Annotated in this window: 20 protein-coding genes and 1 pseudogene; 5 read left to right on the forward strand and 16 right to left on the reverse strand. The window is 54.2% G+C overall.

Annotated elements, in window-relative coordinates:
- Nucleotide 1 precedes the first annotated feature (1 nt).
- Entirely contained in the window at nt 2-622 is a 621-nt protein-coding gene (locus tag VN12_RS14540) for a DUF4240 domain-containing protein (RefSeq protein WP_168164419.1), read from the forward strand.
- A 290-nt stretch (nt 623-912) separates the two neighbouring features.
- Here the strand turns inward: VN12_RS14540 and VN12_RS14545 are convergent, their stop codons facing one another.
- The 13 genes and pseudogenes from VN12_RS14545 to VN12_RS14605 all read right to left on the reverse strand — a co-directional run bounded on the left by VN12_RS14545 (nt 913) and on the right by VN12_RS14605 (nt 17,303).
- Nucleotides 913-2,616 (reverse strand): type VI secretion system contractile sheath domain-containing protein, encoded by a 1,704-nt coding sequence (locus VN12_RS14545; RefSeq protein ID WP_146677507.1) that lies wholly within the window; start codon nt 2,614-2,616, stop codon nt 913-915.
- A 14-nt stretch (nt 2,617-2,630) separates the two neighbouring features.
- A complete protein-coding gene (locus tag VN12_RS14550; protein WP_146677508.1) occupies nt 2,631-3,530 on the reverse strand; it encodes a hypothetical protein in 900 nt (299 codons plus the stop codon).
- Between the two features lie 32 nt (nt 3,531-3,562).
- Nucleotides 3,563-6,283 (reverse strand): type VI secretion system ATPase TssH, encoded by a 2,721-nt coding sequence (gene tssH, locus VN12_RS14555; protein ID WP_146677509.1) that lies wholly within the window; start codon nt 6,281-6,283, stop codon nt 3,563-3,565.
- Nucleotides 6,284-6,336: 53 nt separating this feature from the next.
- On the reverse strand, nt 6,337-7,380 hold the full coding sequence (tssG, locus tag VN12_RS14560) for a type VI secretion system baseplate subunit TssG (protein WP_146677510.1): 1,044 nt from the start codon (nt 7,378-7,380) through the stop codon (nt 6,337-6,339).
- Nucleotides 7,344-9,215, reverse strand: a complete 1,872-nt coding sequence (gene tssF, locus VN12_RS14565) for a type VI secretion system baseplate subunit TssF (protein ID WP_146677511.1) — start codon at nt 9,213-9,215, stop codon at nt 7,344-7,346. The genes tssG and tssF overlap by 37 nt, the downstream gene beginning before the upstream one ends.
- A gap of 43 nt (nt 9,216-9,258) precedes the next feature.
- A complete protein-coding gene (gene tssE, locus VN12_RS14570) occupies nt 9,259-9,762 on the reverse strand; it encodes a type VI secretion system baseplate subunit TssE (RefSeq protein WP_146677512.1) in 504 nt (167 codons plus the stop codon).
- Between the two features lie 9 nt (nt 9,763-9,771).
- Entirely contained in the window at nt 9,772-10,674 is a 903-nt protein-coding gene (locus tag VN12_RS14575) for a type VI secretion system accessory protein TagJ (RefSeq protein WP_205855050.1), read from the reverse strand.
- 43 nt (nt 10,675-10,717) lie between these two features.
- Nucleotides 10,718-11,269, reverse strand: coding sequence for a type VI secretion system tube protein Hcp (locus VN12_RS14580; RefSeq protein WP_146677513.1), 552 nt, complete (start codon nt 11,267-11,269; stop codon nt 10,718-10,720).
- Nucleotides 11,270-11,442: 173 nt separating this feature from the next.
- Entirely contained in the window at nt 11,443-11,985 is a 543-nt protein-coding gene (locus VN12_RS14585) for a type VI secretion system tube protein Hcp (protein ID WP_168164420.1), read from the reverse strand.
- Between the two features lie 215 nt (nt 11,986-12,200).
- Nucleotides 12,201-13,679 (reverse strand): type VI secretion system contractile sheath large subunit, encoded by a 1,479-nt coding sequence (tssC, locus tag VN12_RS14590; RefSeq protein WP_146677515.1) that lies wholly within the window; start codon nt 13,677-13,679, stop codon nt 12,201-12,203.
- Between the two features lie 265 nt (nt 13,680-13,944).
- A pseudogene (tssB, locus tag VN12_RS14595) lies at nt 13,945-14,439 on the reverse strand (type VI secretion system contractile sheath small subunit); the annotation flags it as partial.
- Between the two features lie 120 nt (nt 14,440-14,559).
- Nucleotides 14,560-15,735, reverse strand: coding sequence for a type VI secretion system protein TssA (gene tssA / locus VN12_RS14600; RefSeq protein ID WP_146677517.1), 1,176 nt, complete (start codon nt 15,733-15,735; stop codon nt 14,560-14,562).
- Between the two features lie 200 nt (nt 15,736-15,935).
- A complete protein-coding gene (locus VN12_RS14605) occupies nt 15,936-17,303 on the reverse strand; it encodes a hypothetical protein (RefSeq protein ID WP_146677518.1) in 1,368 nt (455 codons plus the stop codon).
- A gap of 406 nt (nt 17,304-17,709) precedes the next feature.
- Here VN12_RS14605 and tssK point away from each other — a divergent pair, with 406 nt between their 5' ends.
- Genes tssK through VN12_RS14620 form a run of 3 tightly spaced genes read left to right on the forward strand, consistent with a single transcriptional unit; the run spans nt 17,710 to nt 21,753 of the window.
- A complete protein-coding gene (tssK, locus tag VN12_RS14610; RefSeq protein ID WP_146677519.1) occupies nt 17,710-19,185 on the forward strand; it encodes a type VI secretion system baseplate subunit TssK in 1,476 nt (491 codons plus the stop codon).
- Nucleotides 19,182-19,823 (forward strand): DotU family type IV/VI secretion system protein, encoded by a 642-nt coding sequence (locus VN12_RS14615; protein ID WP_146677520.1) that lies wholly within the window; start codon nt 19,182-19,184, stop codon nt 19,821-19,823. The genes tssK and VN12_RS14615 overlap by 4 nt, the downstream gene beginning before the upstream one ends.
- A gap of 46 nt (nt 19,824-19,869) precedes the next feature.
- Entirely contained in the window at nt 19,870-21,753 is a 1,884-nt protein-coding gene (locus VN12_RS14620; protein WP_168164421.1) for a type VI secretion protein IcmF/TssM N-terminal domain-containing protein, read from the forward strand.
- Between the two features lie 17 nt (nt 21,754-21,770).
- Here VN12_RS14620 and VN12_RS14625 read toward each other — a convergent pair whose 3' ends face one another.
- The 3 genes from VN12_RS14625 to VN12_RS14635 form a co-directional block, all read right to left on the reverse strand.
- The gene (locus VN12_RS14625; protein WP_146677522.1) at nt 21,771-22,880 is read right to left on the reverse strand and encodes a class I SAM-dependent methyltransferase; all 1,110 of its coding nucleotides are present in this window, start codon (nt 22,878-22,880) and stop codon (nt 21,771-21,773) included.
- Between the two features lie 9 nt (nt 22,881-22,889).
- The gene (locus VN12_RS14630; RefSeq protein ID WP_146677523.1) at nt 22,890-23,276 is read right to left on the reverse strand and encodes a PAAR domain-containing protein; all 387 of its coding nucleotides are present in this window, start codon (nt 23,274-23,276) and stop codon (nt 22,890-22,892) included.
- A 175-nt stretch (nt 23,277-23,451) separates the two neighbouring features.
- A complete protein-coding gene (locus VN12_RS14635; protein WP_146677524.1) occupies nt 23,452-24,384 on the reverse strand; it encodes a helix-turn-helix domain-containing protein in 933 nt (310 codons plus the stop codon).
- Nucleotides 24,385-24,662: 278 nt separating this feature from the next.
- On the opposite strand from VN12_RS14635, the gene VN12_RS14640 reads away from it, so the two are divergent.
- The gene (locus tag VN12_RS14640; protein ID WP_146677525.1) at nt 24,663-25,058 is read left to right on the forward strand and encodes a hypothetical protein; all 396 of its coding nucleotides are present in this window, start codon (nt 24,663-24,665) and stop codon (nt 25,056-25,058) included.
- The last annotated feature ends 109 nt before the right edge of the window (nt 25,059-25,167 follow it).

A 25,167-nucleotide genomic window follows, 5' to 3' on the forward strand; every position in this document is an offset into this window, starting at 1 on the left:
TATGAACGCATCTGAATTTTGGAAGATCATCGATACCGCTAGACTCTCCGAAGATAACGAAGGGAAGGACCGTGAGTCATTTTTTCTTTCTATCCGAGATCAACTCGCGGAGCTGGCGCCCGAGGAGATTTTGGGTTTTCAAACTCAATTGATGACCGAGTTTCACAAAACATTTCACTGGGACGCTGTCGCCGCTGCAGCGATCGTATTCGGTGACAATTGCGATCGCTTGGACGTCGATGGATTCCGCTTCTGGATCGTGTCGCGAGGGGAACAACAGATGCAAGCGATATTAGCGGATATGGATTCGATCGCTGAACTCGATTTGGTACCGGAAGAAGTCTACTTCTTTGAACTGGGGAGACTTGCTCCCGATGTTTACGAGGAGGTGACGATGGAGGAGTTCCCAACTTCCAACCTCCCGGTCGAGAAGGAGTTTCCGGACGGAGAGGAATTTAAGCGAGTCGATTTGCCAAACCGTCTTCCAAAACTAGCTAGCGACTTCGGGCTCTTGCCAGAGCCCGGCGCATCGACAGTTGATTCCCAGACAGAAGAGGATCCCTTCGCTCCCCTCTCCACGGATGTATCCGACGAAGAAAATCCTTACGGCGTCACCGACTGATAACGTGTTAGGTGCCTAAAACTGCTCCTCATGCGGTCGTGATAACCTACATCGATGACTGCTCTTCCCTTTGCGCCGTGGCGCCTTGGAGAGGGAGAACAGTCGTGGGAGATTTCTCGCTGAGGCGCGAAGCTCGCTAAGGGAGCAAGCCAAAAGATATAGACTTCCGCTATTCTCGCTCGTTCTATCCCGCGCGAGAAGGAAGTCAGCCCGTCTGTGCAGTCCCATCCACTTTAGGTCGTCCAGTGCAATGCTGCAGCGACTGGTGTGGGTGTATTCTTACCCAGGTGCTACAAATCCGCTAGCAACGCATCGAGTTCTGGGTCGATGCCGGTGGCGGCTGCCGTGTCGGCCTTCGCAGTGTCCCCGGCATCGAGCGCTGCGAGCAAATCATCGAGCTCGTCGGTGCCCGTGGAAGCTGCTGGCGCTGCTGCGACCTCCTGAACTGGTTTCACCGGTTCCGAGGCCATTGGCGTTTCCACGACGCGGACCGATGCGACGGGGGTAATCCCAGCGATGTCTACGGGATTCCAAGGCCCTGCGAGAGGTTTGCCTTGCACCGAGTGCAATCCACCCAAACGTACCTCCGGTCGGCCTTGCATCGACAATGCCGGTATGATCCCTTGATTTACTAACTGCTGCGACAGCGCTACATTGACCAACACCTCGGTGCACGGCAATGCAATCTGATCTCCGTATCGGTCTTGAAAGTAATAAAACGGAAGATCGTCAATCGTCAAGCAGTTCTCCGGCTTCATCGCTGCCAAACCATCGGTGGTAAAGGTATGCGAGAGGGCGATCGCCGCCAAATAGGTCGAATGGCCCCACAGCATCGATTGCAATCCTGCTTGGCTCGAAAACTCTTCAAACGCGAACGATTCAATCGGATCGGTCTTCTTCCCATATGGCCAACGAAGCAGAAACCGAGGCGAGATAACCCCCAAGTACGCCGCCTCCGGCAACTCTCTCAAGTCATTCCATGCTTGCTTGACCAAGGGGTGCTCTTCATCCCCTTTTCCTTTTAAACTCGCCCGATCCAAGGACGTTAGGAAGGATGCACCAGCCGCGGCAGATACCTTGCTCGCCCTCGCAAGCAAATCGATGTGCGGTGGAATCTTCTCCCACTGATAATTCGCAACGACCACTGCATAAGCACCATGATGGACCTGCATCGCTGGCTGTTCCACCAGCCACTGGTACATCCCGGTTTCTGCAAGCTCGGTACTGATCGAAAGATCGGCCGCAAACTCTGCAGCATGCACGTCATGCAGTGCAATCTCAATCCCTTCATCCAACTCCACGCGATGGACCAATAGATCCAAGGATCTCCAGAGGGACTCCAACGCCTGAAAATCGGGATGATGCAGCAACGTTCGCATCAACCCCGATAACGCTTGATCCACGGCTGCGACCAGCTCATCCTTTCCGGTCATACTTGAAACAACGTGCGTCCCGACGATGTCTCGTAAAAGTGTTTTAAGCTCCCCCGGCTCTTGCTTTGTCGGTGCCGCCGAGAGCAGCTGCGAGAAGTCTTCAAATCGTGTGCGAGGAATATGGCAACTCGTCGATTTGGTTTTCTTTGGCAAGACCGTTCCTGGGGGCAACGCCAATGCTCGAACGGCTGAGGCTGCCTTGTCAAAGCTCGCAGGGTCGAGGAGTTTGGCACGAAGCCCTAGCAACTTCTCGAAGATGGGAACATTGGTGTATAGCTGATCCGGATGAAAATCGTCGAGGCTCCGAATCGGAACCTCGATCATGGCGCCACTCGGACCCGCAGGGAGCTGCAGTGTCACATCGAGGCGCTGCAGGATCTCGTCCAAATTGTCATGCTGGACGAAATGCACCTTTCGTTGAGCAAGTTCCCCTCCGACAGAAATCTCGTTTCGATTTCCTCGGGCGGAAAAATCACCCAACAGCGCGATTCTGAATTTTTTGGTATCGCGCGCAGGGGCTTGTTGACTATTCAAGGTCCCAAAATGAACTTGGTATTCCATGTTTTCCGTTTCCGCTATCGATCTTCTTTGCTAGTCGGTTTTTTCTTGTTGCTCTTGGACTTGTCCTCATCCGAATCTGGTACCCACAGACCGAATGGTTTTTCGACAACCACTGCCTTTCCAGACTGCTCCTTCAATGCAGAGGCCAATGTCTTCCGCTTGGGAAGCTTCGGCTGTTCTGGGAATTCAAAGGCGACTTTCGTAGCCGACCAAGCTCGGATGCGACCGGAGATCATATGCGCGCCCCGGTTCGTTCCTTCCGGCATCGATTCTCGTAGCTCTTTCAGTTCCGACTCTTTAAAAGGCTTCTTCATCCGGATCGTGAGCACCGCGACGCCTGACTTCCAAGCTACTCCGCAATATTGCCATTTCTTACGGTTGAGAGCCTTCGTGATGTCGAGTAACTCGGAAGGAGTAGAGGTCTGATTTTCAAAAACGCCGGGGAGAATCTTCAAGGCCCGAAAGCTGTTGGAACCGATCGTCATCAAATCGTTAGCCTTGAGCTTCGATCCCCCGTTGCTGTTTACATACTCCGCGACAGCCTCGCGCAGAACCTGCCGAAACTCCCCAAAGGAGTCCTCGATCAAGCTATTCAACCGCTTGAGTTCCGAATCCGCTTTTTTGAAGGCTTCGTCATCCCCGTCTCGATCGTCATTGCGAAAACGGACAAGGGCGCTGAGCGATTCGCCAACATCCTTCTTCCAACGCTCTCGAAACCTTTGCAATGCTGGATTGCGCTGAGGATCGAATCCCTCAGCGCTCTTGCCCGACGGCAAACTGAGTTCGACCGTTAGCTTGATGGGTGCCCAGGTGACCACCTCGCGCACCAATTCCGCGCTGATTCCGTTCGAGTAAGGAAGAGTGTTCAAATCGAGCCACTTTTCCTTCAACTCAATCGATTCCCCTTTTGCCATGTTGATCTCCCCAAAGATGCTGATCGAATCGATCAATCGAATAGATACGAAAGCTCACCGTTCTGTACTTCGACATTCACTCGCGAGACTTTCTGACCGTTCATCAGTCGCGAAAGCATCTCGCGGCTAATAGATGGAAGCATCGTGTTGGTCAAGATCGCATCGATCATCCGACCGCCACTCTCCAACTCGGTGCATCGCTCGACAATCAATCGAACCACGTCTTCCGAGTATTCGAACGGCACTTTGTGATTCTCCACGATTCGGCTTTCGATTCGACGAAGCTGCAGTTTGCAGATGTTAGCAACCATGTCATCGCTGAGAGGATAGTACGGGATCGTAACGATCCGGCCTAAGAGGGCTGCTGGGAAAACTTGGAGAAGCGGTTCGCGGAGAGCCTTGGCGATTCCTTCGGGGGAAGGCATCAGATCCGGATCTTTGCAAAGGTTCATGATCAAGTCGCTTCCCACGTTGGTCGTCAAAAGGATCAACGTGTTCTTGAAGTCGATCAATCGCCCCTCACCATCCTCCATGATCCCTTTGTCGAAAACTTGGAAGAAGATCTCGTGGACATCGCTGTGAGCTTTCTCGACTTCGTCCAACAGAACCACGCTGTACGGCTTTCGGCGCACGGCTTCGGTCAAGATACCTCCTTCTCCATAGCCGACATATCCTGGAGGTGCCCCCTTGAGTGTGGAGACCGTGTGAGCCTCTTGGAACTCACTCATATTGATGGTGACGATATTCTGCTCGCCACCATAAAGGGATTCTGCCAGGGCGAGAGCGGTTTCCGTCTTCCCTACCCCCGATGGCCCTGCCAGCATGAACACGCCAATCGGCTTGTTGGGGTTGTCCAATTTCGCACGAGTGGTTTCGATTCGTTTGGCAATCATATCCAGTGCGTGGCGTTGTCCGATCACTCGTTTGTTCAACGTTTCGCCGAGCTTCAGGACCGCTTCGATTTCGTTCTTCACCATCCTTCCGACGGGGATACCCGTCCAATCGGCAACCACCGATGCGACCGCTTGCTCGTCCACCGTCGGCAGGATCAATGGATTCTCACCTTGGAGTTCTCCGAGCTTTTGCTGGTAGTCCTGCAAAATAGAAAGCAGCTTCTCTCGTTGGGCATCGTTGAGTTTGGACCCTTCTCCTTCTTTGGCGACTTGGTCCGCTTGCTCCTCCAGTTTGGTATGGGTCCCTTCCACTTTGCCGGAATCTCCGCGCAGCTTCGCGCGGATCTTGAGAATGTCATCCACCAGTTTCTTCTCGGACTGCCAACGCTCTTCCAGTCCCTCCAGACGGACTTGCTCGGCCAGGAGCCATTCACGCACGACATGCTCTCGCTCATCGCGTGGTGCACCGACCGCTTTTTCCCTTGCGATGATCTCCAGTTCCGTTTCCAAGGCCTCGATTTTTCTTCGGCAATCATCGACTTGAGCGGGCACCGCGTGTTGGCTAACGGCGACGCGAGCGGCTGCGGTATCGAGCAGGCTGACAGATTTATCCGGCAGTTGACGCGAGGGAATGTAGCGATGTGAAAGTCGAACGGCAGCTTCGATGGCCTCGTCGAAGATCTGGACGCGGTGATGTTTCTCGAGCGTGCTAGCAAGCTTCCTCATCATCAAGATCGCCTTGTCTTCGGATGGCTCTTCGACTTGAACCACCTGGAAACGCCTGGTGAGGGCGGGATCCTTTTCAATGTGCTTCTTGTATTCGGCCCAAGTCGTCGCGGCGACCGTACGGAGCGATCCTCTCGCGAGTGCAGGTTTCAGCAGGTTCGCTGCGTCTCCTGTCCCTGCGGCACCTCCCGCCCCAACCAGTGTGTGGGCTTCGTCGATGAACAGAATGATTGGCTTCTCAGAGGATTGGACCGCCTCAATAACTTGTTTCAACCTTTCTTCAAACTCCCCTTTCATGCTCGCGCCCGCTTGAAGCAGTCCGACGTCAAGCGTTCGCAGAGAAACATCGCGCAACGACGGGGGAACGTCCCCGGAGGCAATTCTTAAGGCCAAGCCCTCGACTACAGCTGTCTTGCCCACTCCGGCTTCCCCGGTGAGCAATGGATTGTTCTGCCTCCGCCGCATGAGAATATCCACCACTTGGCGTATCTCATCATCTCTACCGACAATCGGATCGATCTTCCCATTGCGAGCTTGTTCCGTCAGATCGACCGTGAACTTTTGGAGAGCTTCTGCGGATTGGCTTGCCCCGGGCATAGCGCCGCTCGCTTCACCCGGCGCTGCGCCACCGCCACTCATTTCGCCACCCAAATGATCTTCTGGCGAGCCTCCCGTGATCTTTCCAAACTCATCGGAAAGGGACTCGACTTTCACTTTTTCAAATTCGCGCGAGATGCTCAGCAGAACGCTGCGCAGCGAGCCGGTTTTTAGTATCCCAAGCATCAGATGCCCGCTGCGAATCGATGTTTGATTGAACATCAACGACGCATAAATCCAAGCTCGTTCGACCGTGTCATCAACGTGCGAAGAAAGGTCGGAAATACTGGTGGCTCCCCTGGGCAATCGATCCAGCGCATCGGTGAAATCCTTGGAAAGCTTCGCCGGATTCAATTCGAAGTGGCGAATGATCTTGTGCAGATCCGAGTCTTGCAGCTGGAGAAGTTGATGAAGCCAGTGAACCACTTCAACGTAAGGGTTTCCACGCAACTTGCAGAAGGTCGTCGCGCTTTCGATCGCTTTAAAACATAGTGAATTCAATTTTCCAAATAGTTTTGATCGACTGATTTCCGACATACTATCGCTCCGTTTGATGTTTGACTTGGATGGAATGTTTTCTATAGATGATTTCAGGTTGCGCCGACCATATTGCGTTTCGAGGGATCGATAACCAAATCGTCCGCATCTCGCTTGCGGCCCCTGCTCGGAAACCAGGTAGTCCAACCGAGGTTTCCGCCGTGCCCTAGTTGAAACGGTGGGACTTCTTCTTTCCGAAGACAGAGTTGAACGTCCCAGGTCAGTTCGAAACCGACGAAGTTATCCAACATGGCTTTCAGTCGCTTGAGACTCGGGCCATTGGGTAGAAGCTTTCGGAAGGCAGGGAGGTCCAATGGGCCGAGTAGGACACGAAAATGTTGCTGGTAGCACAGCACTTTGCTTCCCAATGTCACGTTCCTGCCGAGAGTGCCCGACTCGGGCGTCCGACCTAACCACCACTCGCAATCGTCAGGCAAGCTCACCCACTTGCCTACGAATTGCAGGATCTTCGCCTCGGCGCCGAAAAAGGATTGCAGCATCGACTCCAGGTTGCTCGCACTCTTGGCGGAGTTTCCTAAAAAACCACTGAAGTGCAATTTGGCCGAATCGGGCATGGCGTCTCGGTTTTGAAGCCCGGGTGTTCCGATTCCAGCCAACGAAGCGACGTAGTCAAAAAAGCGATTCGATTCGGGCCGATCCATCTGCACGGTGGGCTGCGAATCGGCCCAAGCCCGGTAGAAGAACGACGCCATGCGGTGATGAAACAAATCGACAAATCGAGCAAACGTTTCGTCGCGATGATGACGAATCCGCTGTTCGGCAAAGTCGGTTAGGTGAAGCGGCAATGCACCGTTGGGGCCAAAAACGCCGAAGGCATGATTTGCCAAATCCCAGTATTCGCGGCCCGCTCGTTTTTCGAATTTGGCGATCGCGGTCGGTGCAAACTTGAGCGATGCTACCTGGGAGATTCGAAACATTTCGAATACAGGGCGTTCTGCATGTCCGGTCCTCGGACTGGATCGAAACAAGGAGTCGAGCAATCGAATCGCTTCGAACAGATCGTATTCGTTAGCGTTTCGAGAAAGGTCTTCGAGCTGCGTTACAGTACTCGGCGCCGTCCGATGTTCGCTGGCCATCGTTTTACCTCCCCTCGTTCGTTCGTATGGAGAGTGGTCTGTGTGAAAGAGTTGATGGAAACGTATTTGGCAAAAAACTCGGATAGGACGGCACCCAGCAGATAGGCGCTGGAACCGGCCATTCTCGACTCATCGCACAGCACCTTGATCTCCAGTCCTCGCCCAAAGGACAAGGGACCGAAATCGGATAATCGTTTCATGATTGGACGGCACTCCAAGGCGACAATGGAATCGGATTGATCCAAGGCTCCCGATGCCAGACCCTCTTGATAGAGAGACAAAAGCTCTTTCAACGCCCCTGCTCCCTCGCCCTCCACCAGGGAGAGATAATTCAACGAAAGATGACTGATCAGTCTCCAGCTTCGATCTCCGGATGTGGAGGCAAAGGATGGTTTCGGCTCGGTCGGCCCCGCGACGCACCGAATCGAACGAATCGGGGCTCCGGATTCCATCACAAAGTCCGTACTCCCCTTTCCAATCGGGATCGTCAGTGGAAGGTCGCGATTGGTGCACAGCAACATCACTTCTAATTGTTCCAAATCGGGGGCAAACGGAGCGCAATCCGAATCGACGATGGAAAGGTACGCTTCGCAACCCAGGTAACTGGACCGAGGCCCCCGCCGCTTTTGCTTGGTCGAAAGATTCCGGGTCGACCGAGACAATGAATAAAACGCATTGCGATGGACGCGACTATTGTCCATCTCGCCGTCATTCAAGTTGTAGAACGGCTTGAAATTGACTGACTTCTCCAAGCTTTGTCCGTAGCCTTCGACTTGAAGAACCGAGTGAACCTCGTAGTCCATCGGCCGGGTTCGATCCGGGACAATGTGGTATTCATGCGAACCGTGATTCAAGTGAATGCGATCCGCGCGGTGCGTGAAAAGATTGATCGCAGGTGAACAAAAAAGTCCAAAGCTGCTCTCATCAATCAGATTCTCCAGCTGTGGATCTAATCGCTTTAAGGGTATGAGGATCTCTAACTCGTCGACACCCATCGACGGCAGAACTTCCCCGAGCCCGAGAAATTCGAAGAAGAGAAAACGCTGTTGGAACGTGAAATACTCGGTGAGAAGGCGATAGCCCTTGAACATGTTGAAATGCGTAGGAAGCATGGCGGATTCATCCTCGAATCCCACCGACCCGATGGGTTGCGTCAGCACGCGTTCTTGCCCCGCTCCGCTCGGACGGATGATCACTCCCAATGCGTCACAGAAGATCTGCTCGTATAGTTTGTTGGTGCGTGCACTGGTCCCTCTCAAAAAGAAGGGCAATCGATCCAGTTTCAGATCGCTGAACTTGTTGCCACCTGTCGCTTCAAGCTTGATCCGAATCAACGCTTTAGCGCTCTGATATCCCGGCGGAAGTTTGGCCGATGCCGAATCGCGACTGACATACGAGGCCTCGACGCAATGCAACGGCCATAAGTCGATCTCGTGGCAAGTGCGATACTCGCAGGGTGTTTGGTCGTTGGGTCCCAATAGACTATTCAACGAGGTTCCTCGGGGGATGCGGTAACCATCCTTCAAAGATCCTTCGTTTAAATCCGGGCTGAACTGCGCAATCGCCATCGATGGAATGGGGGCGAGATACTGGGGATAGACGATCTCCAAAAGGTGATCGGTAAACTTGGGAAACTCGCACTCCAGTTTCCAATGAACCCGAGCGGCCATGAAGGCAAAGGACTCGATCAGACGTTCGACGTAGGGGTCCGCGCATTCAAATCCATCTAGCCCCAACCTGCCTGCAATCTTTGGAAACTCACGCGCGAACTCCCCCCCCATTTCGCGAATGAATTGCAACTCCCGGTTGTAGAATTCCAAGAACTGAGGATGCATCGTTTATTTCAATCGAAGGGAAGGGAACGAATCACCGCGCCTCTTAGGTCGGGGTTTCCGCGATGGAAACCGCGCCGGTTTCAAGATCCAATTCGGTTCGCAAATACATTTTCAAAGGGACTGGCTGAGCCCACAATTCACCTTGGATCTCGAACGATAGGGTCTTGCGGCTCATCAAGTCCGATGCATTGACGGCGCGAACGGAGAGGGAGTCCTTCAAGATTCGGGGTTCAAAAATCGAGATTGCTTCGCGAACCTGTTCCTCAAGTTTCTTGAGGTCGAGCCCGGATGCTGTTAACCCGGATAAGGTAGGGATCCCAAAATTGACGACCGACGATCGTACATCTGGATACGATTCGATGTCCTCGACCGACTCGTGATTCTCCGTATTCAATAGCCATCCAAGATCGCGCAGCACGCACTCGCGCAACCGCTGAAGACTCAATACCCGATTCTCACGCGACTCAAGCGAATCTTGAGGAGCATCGTCGGTCAGGCGATCCAGGAGGGAGGGTTGAAGCTTTTCTTTTTGAGTTAGTTCGGCCAAGACCTTTTGTTATCCTCGTGACGCATGGAGATCAGACTCCGGTTGCTGGAATTCGATGCGTGCGATATCGGTCAACGCGTACTCACCTTGATCGGTAGCCAAGATTCGCAATCCAACGCCGAAATAGGTATTTTCGTCCACTTCGGTCCATTGGGTTGTCCTGGCAAGTTTGATGGAATCGTCGGGATGCTGATTGGACTTGGGATATCGCGTTGGAATGAACGCTACGGCTTCTCCACCATTGGTCCATTCAAATTTCGCTGGCAACCACACCAAATCACGGAGATCGGTTACCTTTTCCAACGTGACCGATCGCACGCAACCTGCTGGTACCCAGTAGTACTTACCGTGGATGATCGCTTCGAAAACAGGACCGATTCGCGAGTCCGCATCTGCAATCCATTCAAAGGACTCTTTGGTCTCTTTCTTTCCGTCATCGCTCGGCGGGGTTTCGTCCTTAGGCTGATGCTTCGGATAGAACGTGATCACACCCGCGACAGCGCTCGCTTTGTCGAGCGCGAGCGATCGAAGCTCCGATGCGGCCGCAGGATTTGCTCCCATCGAGAGCGCATTGATCATCATCGCGATCCATTCCTCGGGTTGGCCGAAGACCAACGGGGTTCTCTTCCCGTCGAAAACGTTTTCTCGAAGCGAGTCGCATTGCAATGCTTCTTGATACGTTTGCACCAGCGTCATCGCGTCCCTGCTCAAATCCCGAAGCACATTGAGCTGGTTGAGGGCCCGCTCGCTTTGGCCGAGAATGGAATACAACTGGAAAAGAAAGACGCGTAGCTTGGGGTCAGACGGATTGTTCCGGACCTCGTCCTGCAAAGCGGATTGGGCTTTCGCAAGATCGCCAGCTTTTAAGAATTGCAACGCCGACATGTTTTCTCCCAGTGGTTCATCTTCCATCTATCTCGACTGGATGCGGCGGCCTTGTGGAGCGAGGGAACGACTACTCGTCGCGCCGCAGGAGCTCGTCCGATTTCCAATCCTTGTTTGTCTGCTGGTCCCATCCCAACGGGCCATGCGTCTCATAGACTTTGCCGTCTTGAGTTGCGCGATACTTCATCGCCGCACGATTGAACCAAATCTTTAATGACTCGGTAGGCCGCTCGTCCCCCGATGCGTCAATACTCCAGTCCTGAATGATGGCGTTTTCAATCCGGATTTTCATATAAGGGGCGGTTAAACCGCCTGACGCGCTCGCATCTTCGTACCGCTTCGACTGAACTAGATGGATGTCGATACTGAGCGTACGAGGGCCCCCTGTATCGGTCCGACCCTTCATGGCTGCGTGCATCAAGTACACGGTGGCTGCATCCACCGACTTTTCGATGGAGAGCTCCTGTTCCTCGGACTCTCCTATCGTGAGATCGTTTCGGTCGCTGCTTGAGGCCGAAACCTTTCTCCCTACTCCGAAGCCGATCGATTCCGCAACGAAGTAATCCTTGTAGCCTGGAAGCAACACGGTACCTTTGATTCGGTCAATTCGGACAAGGATCATAGATCACCTGAATCAGGTATAACGACAACGTGAATCCGCAGATGTCGCCGCGTTGGCTATGGACTGCGGTGGCTGATGCCTGCGGTCGAAGACCCATTCACCCTCTCGGGCTGAACATGAGGGGACTCGATCCCCCCAGCACCAGCCAACGAGCAGGCGAAATGGATGTCCGATTAGCCAGCTGGATGCATCTCGGCCTTCTTTGGCAACGTTGCGTCCGTCCAAGGCTTCGACTGAACCTGATCCCAGCGGCAGTCATGGCCAGCCAAGAAGTCGTAGCCGTTGACAGTTGGGAAGTAAATGAAAGCAATCTTGTTGTACCACAATGCAACGTCTTCGGAGGGACGATCGTCGGCGTCTCCGGACATGCTCCATGACTTGACGAACACGTTATCGAGCTTGAATGCCAAATAGACGACGTTCTTTCGATCATTACCTGGTGTCGTGATCGCTTCCACAAACTTGATGTCCGCTTCGCGACAAGACGATCCGCTGATCGCTTTCCTCGCGAGATAGGCGGAGGCAGTGTCCATGCTCTTCGAGATGGTGCACTCTTGCAGTTCACCGATACCGATGTTCACGTCCGCCGTACCACCCTTGGCGCTGTCTGCCAACTCTCGCTCCACTCCGAAACCGAAGCTCTCGGCCGTGAAGTAATCCTTGAATCCGGAAATCTGGCAGTCGCCCATTACACCTTCGATCCACACAAGAATCATCTTTGCATTCTCCAAAAAACAGGCAGTGACGAATTGTCTAATCCACAATCCGGACCAAAACATATCCGAATGGAAACCATACTACATGCGGTAAACATCATAAATACAATTTTGCCGCATTCTGGGAGCTATTTCCCTCGCCAGGAAATCTGGAATCGAGGGACTGCTCTCCCAATCAACCACTCCGCCTCCCAATCAACCGCTCCGCGCATCGATCAGGAAGTGGGCAGCCGCGACGTCAATCGCAGCGAGACCGTCAAGCCTTCCAACTGGTAGTGTGGTCGGAGGAAGAACTTCGATTTGTAATATCCTGGGTTGCTCGGATCTTCTTCGATGACCACTTTGGCTTCTGCCAAGGGCCTTCTCGCCTTATCTTCTTGTGATGCAGCTGCGGGATTGGGTTCGACATATTGCGAAATCCAACCTTGCAGCCAGCTTTCCAAGGTGTTTTTGTCCTGGGAAGACCCAATCTTGTCTCGCACCATGCACTTGAGGTAATGCGCGAAACGGCATGTCGCGAACAAGTAGGGGAGACGGGCGGCCAGCTGCGCGTTGGCGCTGGCGTCCGGGTCGTCGTACTCCGCAGGCTTTTGAAGCGATTGAGCGCCGATGAAGGCCGCGAAATCGCTGTTCTTCTTGTGGATCAAAGGCATGAAACCGTTTTTCGCCAATTCGGCTTCGCGACGGTCGCCAATGGCAATTTCCGTGGGGCATTTCATGTCCACCCCGCCATCTTCGGTTGGGAAGGTGTGGGTTGGCAATCCCTCGACTGCTCCCCCGGACTCGACGCCACGAATCGACGTACACCAACCGTACTGCTTGAACGATCGCGTGATGTTGGTGGCCATCGTGTAGGCCGCGTTCGCCCAACAGTACTTGGAGTGGTCACCGCCCCCCGTTTCTTCTTCGAAATCGAAATCCTCGACGGGATCGGTCTTCGAACCGTAGGGTAGTCTCGCCAAGTATCTTGGGAGGCACAAACCGAGATATCGCGAATCGTCGGATTCTCGTAGCGATCTCCAAGCCGCATACTCGGGGGTGCCAAAGATCTTTGTCAAGTCGCGTCGATCGTTGAGCTCTTGCCAGCTTTCCAACTGAAGAATGCTCGGTGCCGCCCCCGTTATCATCGGTGTGTGGGCTGCAGCGCAAATCTGCGACATCTCGGTGAGGAGGGCCACATCGGGTGGACTGTGATCGAAATGGTAATCGGCCACCAACGCTCCGTAAGGCTCTCCCCCGAATTGGCCGTACTCTTCTTCGTAGATCTTTTTGAAGACAGGACTTTGGTCCCAAGCTGTCCCTTTGAACTTCTTCAACGTTTTGCCGAGCTCGTTCTTCGAGACATTGAAGACTCGGATCTTGAGCATCTCGTCGGTCTCGGTGTTATTGACAAGGTAATGCAACCCTCGCCATGCACCTTCCAGACGCTGGAAATCTTCATGATGCAAAATCACATTGATCTGCTCGGTGAGCTTCTTATCGATCGATGCAATGATGGCGGATATCGAAGCCAATGCGTCGTTGGAGATAACGTTCGCATCCTGAAGGACTTGCTCGGCTAACGTCTTTACCGCACCTTCGATAGCTGATTTGGCATCGTCGGATTGAGGGCGAAACTCTTTCTTGAGCAAAGAGGAAAGGTCGCTGTCAGCGAACTGGGTTGCTCCCAAGAGGGACTCGGTCTGTCGTTCCATAGTGTTCCGTGTGCTTGTTTTGAATAGGTCTTTGGTAGATTTCTTTTGTCGATAGGGCATCGCCTATCGTCGTGGTGGTGACCGGTGTGACAGCCAATTCTTATAGATCGTTCAAGAGCGAATCCAAATCGTCTTCCCCTCCCGCATCGGCAGGCGGGGTGGGCGAGGAGGGAGGAACGACAGCAGCCGGTGCAGCGGGAGCAGCTGCGGCCGGTGTTGGGATGGTCGCGGCAGGAGCGGGTGCACTGGTTGCCGGAGCTTTCGACGCGGGATTGGGAGTCGATGCGAGCGATCGAAGCGTCGATGGGTCGTTGATCAATTTGCCAATCAGCTCTTCGGCACCCGACTTTCCATCCATATAGGTGAGCAAGTTCGCCAACTGCGTTCTGGTCTCCAAAAGCTTGCGCAATGGCTCCACTTTTCGCGCGATCGCCGCGGGGGAGAAGTCATCCATGCTCTCGAACGTAATGTCGCACATCAAATTGCCATCACCTGTGAGCGTATTCGGTACCGAAAACGCCACGCGAGGCTTCATCGACTTCAATCGTTCATCGAAATTATCCACATCGATTTCGAGAAATTTACGATCTCCGACCGCGGGGAGCTTTTCGCTCGGATTGCCCGACAAGTCGCTGAGGACACCCATAACGAAAGGGAGCTGCATGGACTTCTGGGCGCCGTAGACTTCGACGTCGTACTCGATTTGAACGCGTGGGGCGCGATTCCGAGCGATGAACTTCTGTGCACTTTGCTTAGCCATTCGAGAAACCTTCAAGAATCGAAACGAAAGAGATGGATGGATAATTCGAATACGTCGTCATGTCCGATGGATCAGCATGGCGAAGTGGTAACACGGGAATAGGAGATTTGAGGGAACAGTTTAATACCGATCGTGGGGCGGAGGTGGCGATATGTTTGGTTTTTCTTCGCGGCGTTCCGGAGCGGGTAGCGACTCCGAGCTGGGCTCCTCGTCCTCCACTCCCGATCCACCTACCAACATGGCTTGATTGATGCCATCGGGAGAAATATCCCGGAGGATGTCCAGAAAGCTCATGGTGGAGAGCTTTCTCGCCCGTCGAAGCAGCATGGGCAACGGACTGGATGGCTCATTGTTCTCAAACCAAGCGATGATCTTGGCAAGGCACTCAATCGCGTCCGAACGCGAGGAAAGTTGCAACTGGGCGACGGTTAGTTTGCCGATCCCACCGACCGGTTTAGCACCTTCTCCTTGCGCGAAATTTCCAAACGACTCCGATCCGCTGGTCCCCTCATCGGACGAACTAACTTCCACGCCTGATTCCTCGGCGGGAATGACGTTTGCAATCCACATGGCCTGCGTTTTGCCGATCGCCCGCAGCTCCTTGAGAAGCGGATCGAAATCGGGACTGTCATTCATTCCAACTTGCGAAGAAAACCCTTCTTCGATCTTCTTTAGCAGCGCGATACTCTCTTCGACGGCCGCGTGTAAATCTCGATGTTCTGATAGATTGCCAGACCGGAAAACGGCTTCCACCTTCTTCAGAGTAGGCGGGTCATCCATTCCCGCCGGAGGAGCCATCTCGCCCTTGGCAATCATCACGTCCTGCAATGACAAAAGCCCGACCGATCTGCTCTTGGCGATCGGGCAAGTCCGAACTTGGCGTAAAACTCCTCCTGGTTTGGTCAAACTCAGCAGGGCATTGATGCGGATCGTCGGATCGTTGTCATCGTCAGGGTCGAGGAGAGGGAAGCATGTTTCCCAAAAATGGGTAACGATCTCCGCGATGACTTCTAGCGAATCACGCATTCCGGGTAAGCCACGCAGCTCCAGTTCCGATTGGACCAAGAGGCTCGCGACTCTCAAGTCCTTCGAACGCTGCAAGAGCTTCACCGCTAACTGGCGAACCAAAGCCCAATCCGGCGGTGCTCCCTCGATGACGGTGGACCCGAATTCTTGATCGGAAGTCCCTTGGGACGCCTTTTCCATGGCGGAAAAGTCGGGGTCGTATTCGAGGTCGATCCCAGACGGTTGATCTGGAGAGATCGGGGATAGGAGGGTTGAAAACTCTTCCGTCATGGGGGGCTCGGTGCATGCGATAGGACGAACGATTAGCTCAGCGGATCATCGGTCGTTTTCGCAAGAGTCTTTGGAAACGGACCTCTAGGGCGGAAATCCGGTAGGTTCGTCGGAATCTCTAGAATTGGCTAATCGTCTCACGCAGAATAATCGTCGACTGCGAAGCAGACAAGGAAATTGAAAGAATCCTGTCCGACACGCTACCAGAACCAACGGGATTCGATCATCAGTAAGGAGTCGGCCAGACGCTGTGTGGTGACGGGAATCGCCCATCCCGCTCCAATCTCAAAGAGTCCGAAATCCCCCCGATTGTCCGCCGCGTAACGGATCCCTGGCGTCAGATTCAGAACGAAATCGCCATCGACCTCTCGCAACTGCTGGGATGAGTCCCGAGCCAAGCCGTTGAGAATGCTATACGTCGAGAGCTCGAGCGAAGGGATCAACGCTTTGGAATCGGTCTCCCAATAAACATGGTTGATCCCGGTCGCAAATTTCAAGACTTGGCCGCGATGATTCAAGTCACCTGCCAGCGGGAACCAGAATTTCATCTCCCCATGAAGCCACGTCGATTCGCGCAGGCGGTTTCTGAACAGCAAGCCTGGCTCGAGGGCAACGCTCCCAGTCCCTAGCCCCATCTTCGCGGAACCGGTCGAGAACTTGGTGCCGAAGTATTGAGTCAGCATCCACTGATTCCCATCCAACAGAACGGTTTTAATTGCCAGCTGCATATCCGATAAGCCGGCATGGTTGCTGTTCAACTCGGGGTCGACTGCTCGAAACGGAACTTCAAACGATGTCGAGAACTTTTTACTTCCCATCTCCACCCGCAACCGAGCTTCTTGGTAGTTAATAGAGGATTCACCGAGAGGCGGACCGAGAGGCCCCCCCGTCGCCGCCCAAAAATATTCGGCGCGATCGGGTACTCGATATCCATGAGCAATTTGAACGCGAGCTCGAAACTGATTGGCCGGCTGCGCCGCGTCGATGTCGAACAACGAAAACGCCAATCGCTCATGTCCCAATCCTGGCTCGGACGATTCCGCAGCATAGAACCGAGGTGTGCTCGCAAACTCATCCGCGAGAGACCCAAAGACAGGCTCGGCTGCGATGATTTCGGTGGGGAACGGAGAATCGGGCGTGAGGATAGGAGGGGGCAACGTCTCTTGGACGTAGGCAAACGGAGTTTCATTCCCCGCCAGATTCGCGCTGGGTCGGGGGAAATAACTAAACGAAGCTCGAGACGCCTCAAAGCCTTCCTCGCCGGTTTCAATATGGAGCCTCGGAACAACTTCGAGCTCCGAACGAGGGGTGTCGATCGATTGCGGTAACGAAAGCACGCGAGTCGATCGCATCGCAGCCTCGTTCGCCTCCCACTCCGCGGACCCGACTTGCGCCCTTGCATCCGGTTGCCACAGAAAAAATAACGAGGCGAAGCCAGCGAGAAAGCGGAATGCGACCGTCCGACCCCCCACCTGCGGCAAAAGCTCGCTGGGTGTGCGCGTGGGGCGATCGCATGGCGAACGTCGAAACGCGATGAGAGAGAGAATGTTCGCTGGCTTTGGTTTCACGCAAGTCTACCTAGATTTGGATCTAGACTTCGATAGAGAGAGGGTCCCTAACGGTTGTATCGGGAATGACGACTCGCGAATTTGAGAGGAAGAGTCTTCCTTTTCCGAAATTCAAAATTATCCGCCATCCGGATACACCTAGGAGGGGAGCTCATGGCGACCTTTCGGAATTCGATCAAATCCTTCCATCCAAAGGCATCCAATCGCTATATTGAGCCGACAAATGAGATAGCCATCGATTGCTGCAAAATCGGATCTCACGTCGTTTTCTCCAAGAGGACCTGAGTTCTCTTCAAAAGGACCGGACCGGTCCCCCGATCGTTTCCCGAGAGAGCCAACGCGGGTCCGTTCGGCAGGACTGCTAGCAATCGAATGGGCGTTTTACCGTCGGAACTGAAACGAAACTATGCATCAACATCCCGTTCATTGGTACGAAGGCGCATTTCTTCGACCTCAGCACTTCCAGACGGCTGAGCGATATCTTTCTTCGAATCTCGCGCGCAGCAGTGCTTTCGATAACCCTCACAATTATGGGATCGTTTCGGTGGACTTTAGCCGAGAAGCGCTTGCGAACCATCAATTCGAATTGCGAAGGCTTCAGGCGCGGATGCCGGACGGGACGTTGATCGACATCGCCGTCGGCGAAGAACCCAACCGCATCGATCTCCATAAATCGTTCGACCAGCAGGGTGGCTTAACGGCCAGTTTGGCCGACGCTTTCGAAAAAGAACGCACGCTGAAAGTCTATCTCGCCATCCCCAAGCTGAGACTGGGGCGAGCCAACGTGGGGACGAGAAATCAAGCCAACCAAAATGAACTTCGGTACATCGAAGACATCAGCTCCCTGCCGGACGAAAGTTGGGGAGGGGACGAACAAGAGATCCAATTGAAACGATTGAATGTTCAGCTCTTGGTTTCTACACAGGATCTTTCGGGCTACGAAGTTTTGCCCATCGCGCAGATCAAGAGGTCGAGCGATGGCGAGAGCTCTCCCCAGCTTGATAATACGTACATCCCACCCTTGCTCACCACGGACGCTTGGCCGTATCTAAATCGAGACATCCTGAGGGGTGTGTACGACATGATCGGTCAAAAGATCGAGGTGCTCAGTCAGCAAGTCATCAATCGCGGCATCGGTTTGGATAGCCGAGATCCTGGCGATGCAGAACGCATCCTCATGCTCAGTCAATTGAACGAAGCCTACGCAGTCCTCTCGATCCTCGCATTCGATCGTGGGGTACCCCCTCGAGCCGCCTACCTCGAACTCTGCCGCATTGTCGGCCAGCTATCGGTCTTCTCGGCTTCCAAAAAGGTTGCCGATTTGATGCCCTACGACCACGATAACTTGCACGAAATCTTTATCGATGTGCGGAGTAAAATCGAGGCGTTGATCCACGCGGTTCGAGACTACGAGGTTCAGCAACGCTACTTTGTCGGTATCGGACACGGACTCCAGGTCGCGCTCGATCCGAGGTGGTTCAATTCCGATTGGCAATGGTTCATTGGCGTGGATAAAGGTGAACTCACGCAGCGCGAATGCTTGGAGCTTCTTTCGGCGGGGCAGCTCGATTTGAAAGTGGGAAGTTCTCGTCAAGTGGAGTTCCTGTTTAAACAGCGCGTGGCAGGGGTGACGTTGACTCCTGTCGATCGACCCGTCCGGGCCTTGCCGGGACGCGCCGATTGGGTCTTCTTTGAAGTACCTCGGCAGGACACGCCCGCGTGGAGGGATGTCCAAGAAACGCAGACGCTGGCGATTCGCTTGAAAGATTCCCTGATCGCCAACCTGGACCGTTTGCAGGGGCAACAGACGTTGGTCGTCGTTGCTTTCGGACGCAAGATCGCTTTGAAGTTCGCTCTTTTCGCAGTTCCCGCACAATCGTGACCCCCAAGTACTCCCTCGCTGTAGATCCCTTCCTGCTCCATTGTCTTCATTTGCTCGATCGCATCGGCAACGGACAGGAGCCGAACCCGCAAGACGAACGAGTGCGGATGAAGGTGCTTCTCGAAAATGGTCAGGCTATCGTCGGGACGGGAATGGATTGGGATCTGGCGAGCTATGCGCTCGTCTCTTGGATCGATGAAATGCTCGTGGAAGCGAATTGGTCTCACCGCGAGTGGTGGAGCAACAACGTGATGGAACGGGAACTTTTTAACAGCCGTGATTGCGCGGAACGATTCTTCGTGAACGCCAAAGAGGCTTCGACGCGATCTCTCCGCGACGCGTTGGAAGTTTACTACGTTTGCGTAGTCCTCGGCTTTCGGGGTTTCTACAGCGAACCAAATTTGGCCGCGATGTTTAGTAGCAGTCTCGGACTCCCTTCCGATATCAAGGATTGGGCTCGCCAAGTCGCGATGTCCATCCGATTGGGACAGGGGAGACCCGCGCTGGCTCCCCCACGACGTGAGATCGTAGGTGCGCCTCCGCTCGCCGCAAAGAATCGAGTCGTTTGGCCTTGGCTGATCGCTTCAATGCTGGCTGCATGGAATGTCCTCTACTTTGTGTTGATCATCAGTCGTTAATTATGCCGTTGGCTCGCGGGATGCCACTACATTAGGAGAAATGGATATGTCAGGCGTCGCTGAGGGCACCGATCCGGTGGATGAACAAGCCGCGGATGTTGAATCGCAAGATGCGAAGCCTTCGGGATGCCTCACGCGAATCATCCCCGTCACGACTCCGGGATGCGCTGCAGCTCTCACGCTCGTCTTTCTCCTTACCACCGTGGTTTCGGTTTGGATCGTTTTTTGGCTGGATCCGGTCAACATTCCTTGGAGGCACGGTTACAGCTGGTTGAGAATCCTCACCATCCTCGGGCTGATCATTCTTATTCCTTGGGTGGTCTTTCGAACGATTCAGGCTTGGTTAGAAGGTCCTCAGCGCGCGTTCCCTGAATTGGATATGGCATGGCAAGCGGGAATCAACGCGCTGGCTGCTAACGAACTAACACCGAAAAACGCGCCGCTCTTTCTCATCGTAGGCTCGAATGGCGAGGCGCAGGAACGGGCGATGATGGCAGCGACAGGAATGAGCTTTAGCGTGCAAGGCGTACCGCATGGTCCTGCACCTATTCACTGGTACGCGAACGCCGAAGCGATCTACCTATTCTGTTCGGATGCGAGCTGGACCAGCGCTCTGGCCTCTCTCCGTGAAGAGCTCGCCAAGGAGCAATCCTCTCTCGTATCGGATTCTCCGATCGACCTGCCCGAACCGATGGCGTTTGGAATGCAACAGCCAGCCATAGCTGCCTTCCCCACAACGGTTCAGCAAGCTCCGTCTTCGTTTCCCTTGGGGCCCTCGGCCTCCACTCCATCGACTCCACCCCGTCCTATCTCCGCGACCCCCGACGCCCCACCAGCCCCCCGATTTCGCGGGACGCTTGAATTCGATTCCTTCGTGACACCCTCGCAGCAACCCTTTGCGCCACCACCCGCTGCGCTACCATCACCCGAGCCGCAGGTGACTACGGGGCCGACTAATTACCGCGGAACGTTGATCTTGAACGGAGCCGGTTCCGACTCGGGGACTGCCGCTTCGGGGCAACCAGAAATGCCAACATCTCGTGGGCCTGCGCAAGTGGATCGAAATACCACATCGATCGCTTACTCCGCAGGTGTCGAACCTTCGGACTCGCAAGGAACGCGAAAGCCCGTCTTGGTATCGCACCAATACTCGACCGCTTGCCTGCAGGAACTCGCTTACCTGGGAAGTTTGGTTCGGAAATCGAGACAACCTCTTTGTTCGCTCAACGGCGTATTGACTTTGCTTCAGATGGAGGCGATCCACGGCTCTCCTGTCGAGATCGAGGAGCTGACCAAAGCGATTCGTTCCGATTTAGAGACGGTTCAATACGCTTTTCAGATTCGCTGTCCGGTCACTGCGTTGATCGTCGGACTTGAAAAGGAAAGAGGATTTCGCGAGCTTGTGCGCCGCGTTGGACGCGATCGCGCCCTGAGTCAGCGCTTCGGGAAGCGATTTGACGTTCAAAGCATTCCGACGCGAACGGAATTGGTGTCGCTGGCGACCCTGGCATGCAGCGCTTTCGAGGATTGGACCTATTCGCTCTTCCGAGAGGAGCAGGCACTGACCAAACCTGGGAATACTCGCTTGTACGAATTGCTTTCGAAAGTTCGATGCAATTGGAAATCGCGATTGTCGACAATCCTGTCGCAGGGCTTCGGGTGCGAGGAGAATACGAGACCGGATGGAGATGCAGTCCTTTTCAGTGGATGCTATTTCGCTGGGACCGGGGAGACCGCGGACAGGCAAGCCTTCGTAAAGGGAATTGTTGAAAAGCTGAACGAAGAGCAAGAGTTCATCGAATGGGCCCCATCCGCCCTGCGCTCGCATCGATTGCAGTCGGCGCTGGCAACAATCGGGATCTTCGTTGTGCTGGGCCTGTTGTTGCTCCTCCTCGGGATGTTCATCGCATTCAATTCGGGGCTTCTCTAGGAACGCTCCTGCAGATGCTAAACGTCAGGATTTGCTGAAGGCTTCTTTTCGAGACAAAGCAGATGGGACGTATAGTGAATCGCGCTCCGTGAATGGAGGCGTAACACCCATGGAACTCTCGCTATCTCACCCAAGATCCTCAAGCCGATGTCGCGCTGCGATTGGAGCCAATTCCTGAGTACTGTGGGACCATCACCCCGATGATCCGCTCGCTGCGAGTGACCGCCAACCCAACTGATGGCAGGGGTTGCGAGCGAAGACCAATCGTAGGGACAGCTAAGTCTCGCAACGCCATGGGGCTGGAGCAATCGGTCGATCATTACAAGCAGATGAGCCGGTGAACTTACGGCGTCGAGGACGTTTAAACCAAAGCATTCGGAGAACAGGGAGTTTGAAAAAGGAGGCTCCAGGATATTTGCCACCCAATAGTCGACGTTGTCAGGGAGAGGGCCGCTCCAGACGATAGGAGTGTCCCGATAAACAATGCCCGTATGCCGAAGGGGAAAGCGGCCTGCTCCTGTTCGGAGAATTTGGGATGCCAATCGAACAAGGGGGAACTGTAGGTCGATTCCTACTACGGCTTTCTCGGTCGAGAAGGCCAGGTCCAAGGTCGTTCGGCCACACCCGCACCCGATGTCGAGAATGGGTCCCGAGTGCGTTAGATCTTTCATCTCGCATAGCGCCCGGAGCAATGCTCGCACCGAGCCAGGAGAGGTAAGTCCCATTTCGACCGCTTGGTCCGGTGGGAACGGAGTCTCCACACAATCTCCGAAATGATCCCATCCGTAACAGCTCAAATGCTGCCGCTGCAAATCCCACACGGTCCCTTGGCCACAGCAGTCCCCGATCAAGCTTTCGAGCGCAGGGTGCAGATCGGAACGTTCGGAGATGGCTTGGATATTCTCGGAAATGTAACGCTGGACATCGCGTACCAAGATCGGAACACCATCGATGATCGGAAACTCGGCGCAGCATTCCTCGCGTGGACACCGCAAGATGCCTTGAACAATGTGATCCCCCGAAGTGGAGAATGACTGAAGCAGCCGGAGACGGGCATCGGAAATCCCATTGCCATGAAGGCAAATTGGACAGACCGGTTGGAGCGACTCGAACAAGGAAACGCGCACGCTCGATTTCTAACCCCCGATGAAGACAGTCGGACATCCAGGGCCAGTGATCTTGCCGGTCGGTCCAGGAATAGGCCCCACACACACTGCATGCGAAGTCAGGTCGTTGAGGCGGGCTGCGGGCATGCCACCGATTATCACTGTTGCGGAGCCTTTGGAGATCACTCCCGGTCCTCCGGGCACACAACTCGGCAATGCACAAGGGGCCGAGGTGTCGGTCACCCGAGCTGCCGGTTGGCCTCCGATGAAAACATTTGGCTGCCCCTTTACGATCGCTAACGGCATTGCAGGATGGGGCGCTGGAGTGGGAACCGGCGCAGCAGGATGGATTGCTGCGTGGCAATGAGGGTTGTCCTGAAGAATCAAATCACCCACCCGGGCCGCCGGAGATCCCATTATTCCCTACTCGATTGTTTCATGTGTGTGTGTCTTGCTGGGGGTTTTGCTCGGGATATCGGTTCGATGCGTGATTCTGGAACCTGCGCGATTCCTAACCCGAGATCCACATCCTACTTGCTGCGAGCAGACGGCGTCAACGTTGTAAGGGTTAGGCTTACTTCTACTCGAGGCATTACCAACCCCAGGATAGTTTATAAAAAGCACCTTGCATGGGCTTTTGAATCATCCAGGTCACGATTTCACCATCGGGATTCCGTTGAGGTTGGCAGGCTTCGAGCGGTCGGAAGCGATGTCCCCCGGGGGGCGCCCATTCGCCGAACACCTCGTTGCAACATTGTTCGGGCCGAAACCAAACCTGGATCAACAACACATCCGTCTCATCGGTGATTCTGGTTTGCCACCATTGCTGTCCTTCGCGAAAAAAAGCGTCGACGTATCGAAGGCCGATCGGGCCACAATCAAACGCTGTTCCAACACGCCCCTCAGGTGGAGTGATGGAGATCTCCCATTGCTTGTTGCTGTGAACCAAGTCGCCAGGCACCACTCCGACGCGTTGGAAAGAGACCCCTGAGGGTGCATGGTCGCACTCGATCCCCTCCCCCCAAGTGAGAAAGGGGAACACATAAGGCTCGCAATCCTCACTCAGCTTTTGAATGCGGTACCAATTCCAAACGTGCGCTGCCGCTCCATGCTGGCCGACGTCCGAGCGACGAAAGTCGACGATTTTCCAGAGATGTTGAAGCCGAAATCGTTGGAACGAAGCGACGCCCTCCGACGGTTTCCCATCGACCCCTTCCTCGGTTTCCTTTGCGGTGGCAATATCGAACCCAGGATCATCGGCGAGCAGACTCTCGGGTGATACCTTCAATGTTCCGGAAAGAATCTGAAGCGTTCTGGTATCGCAGCTCCCCCCCTTTTTGATCTTGGCAATGGTACGGGCATCGACCCCTGCACGCATGGCAAATTCCTGCTGACTCCAACCCCGACGTGTGTAGAGTTTGGTCAGCAATTCGCCGTTGAGAACTACGCCTCGTTTACCCATATTCCCGGACGACTCCCGATGTGGTTCCGCGATCTTCGGGAGCAGTTTAGAGGGAGCACTCAAAGTTTCAATGGTCTCGGTCCGTTTCGCGCGCCCCTGCGACCGGAAGTCTGTGTGGAGCCTATCGCGATACCGGAATTTTGAACCAATTCACTCGTACCTCAACACCACTGAATCAGCGCTATCCCCTAAAATGCAAACAGCGTCTCAGGATACCCTCTCCTATCCCTTGGTGAATCCCATCCACGATTTCCCATACGCGAGATCCTATTCCTTCATCCGCACACCCGTTGGAGCGAAGGAACGTCACTCCTTTCCTTCTTCTTTCAAAGTACAAAACGATGAGCGTTCTAACGTTAACCCGCGACAAGTGGAGAAAATTTAAAGACGAGAACAACCTCTCCAAATCCAGCTTTTTCAAAAAAGCGGATGTGGGGCCGCAGCTCGAGAAATTTCAAAAAGCCCTGGATGCCTGCAAAAACACCCCAGGCAAAAAGAGTTTGGGCAAGTGTTTTACCGAAGCAGACAAACTGGAAACCGCAATTGAGAAATTCATCAAGCTCAAGGAGGCGAAAGCGGAGCTCGATGAGAAAGCTAACAAACAGCTGAAGTCCTGGAGCAAGGAACTGGGTAGCATCACAAAGTCTTTGGCAAAGCTATACAAAGAAAGTGGCGAAGAGCTGGCCAATGAGGATGCAAAGAATATGAAAAACCAACTTGCTTCTCTAGGCCTTTAACCGTCCGGTTTTGGGGGTAATTGGCGGCAGTCGATCCCCTCCTTCTTCATGTGGTAATGAATCAACCCTCGAGACCGGCGAAGATCTCGAGGGTTGTTCTGTAGGACTC

The sequence above is a fragment of the Pirellula sp. SH-Sr6A genome (genome assembly GCF_001610875.1).
Lineage (GTDB): Bacteria > Planctomycetota > Planctomycetia > Pirellulales > Pirellulaceae > JBKCUI01.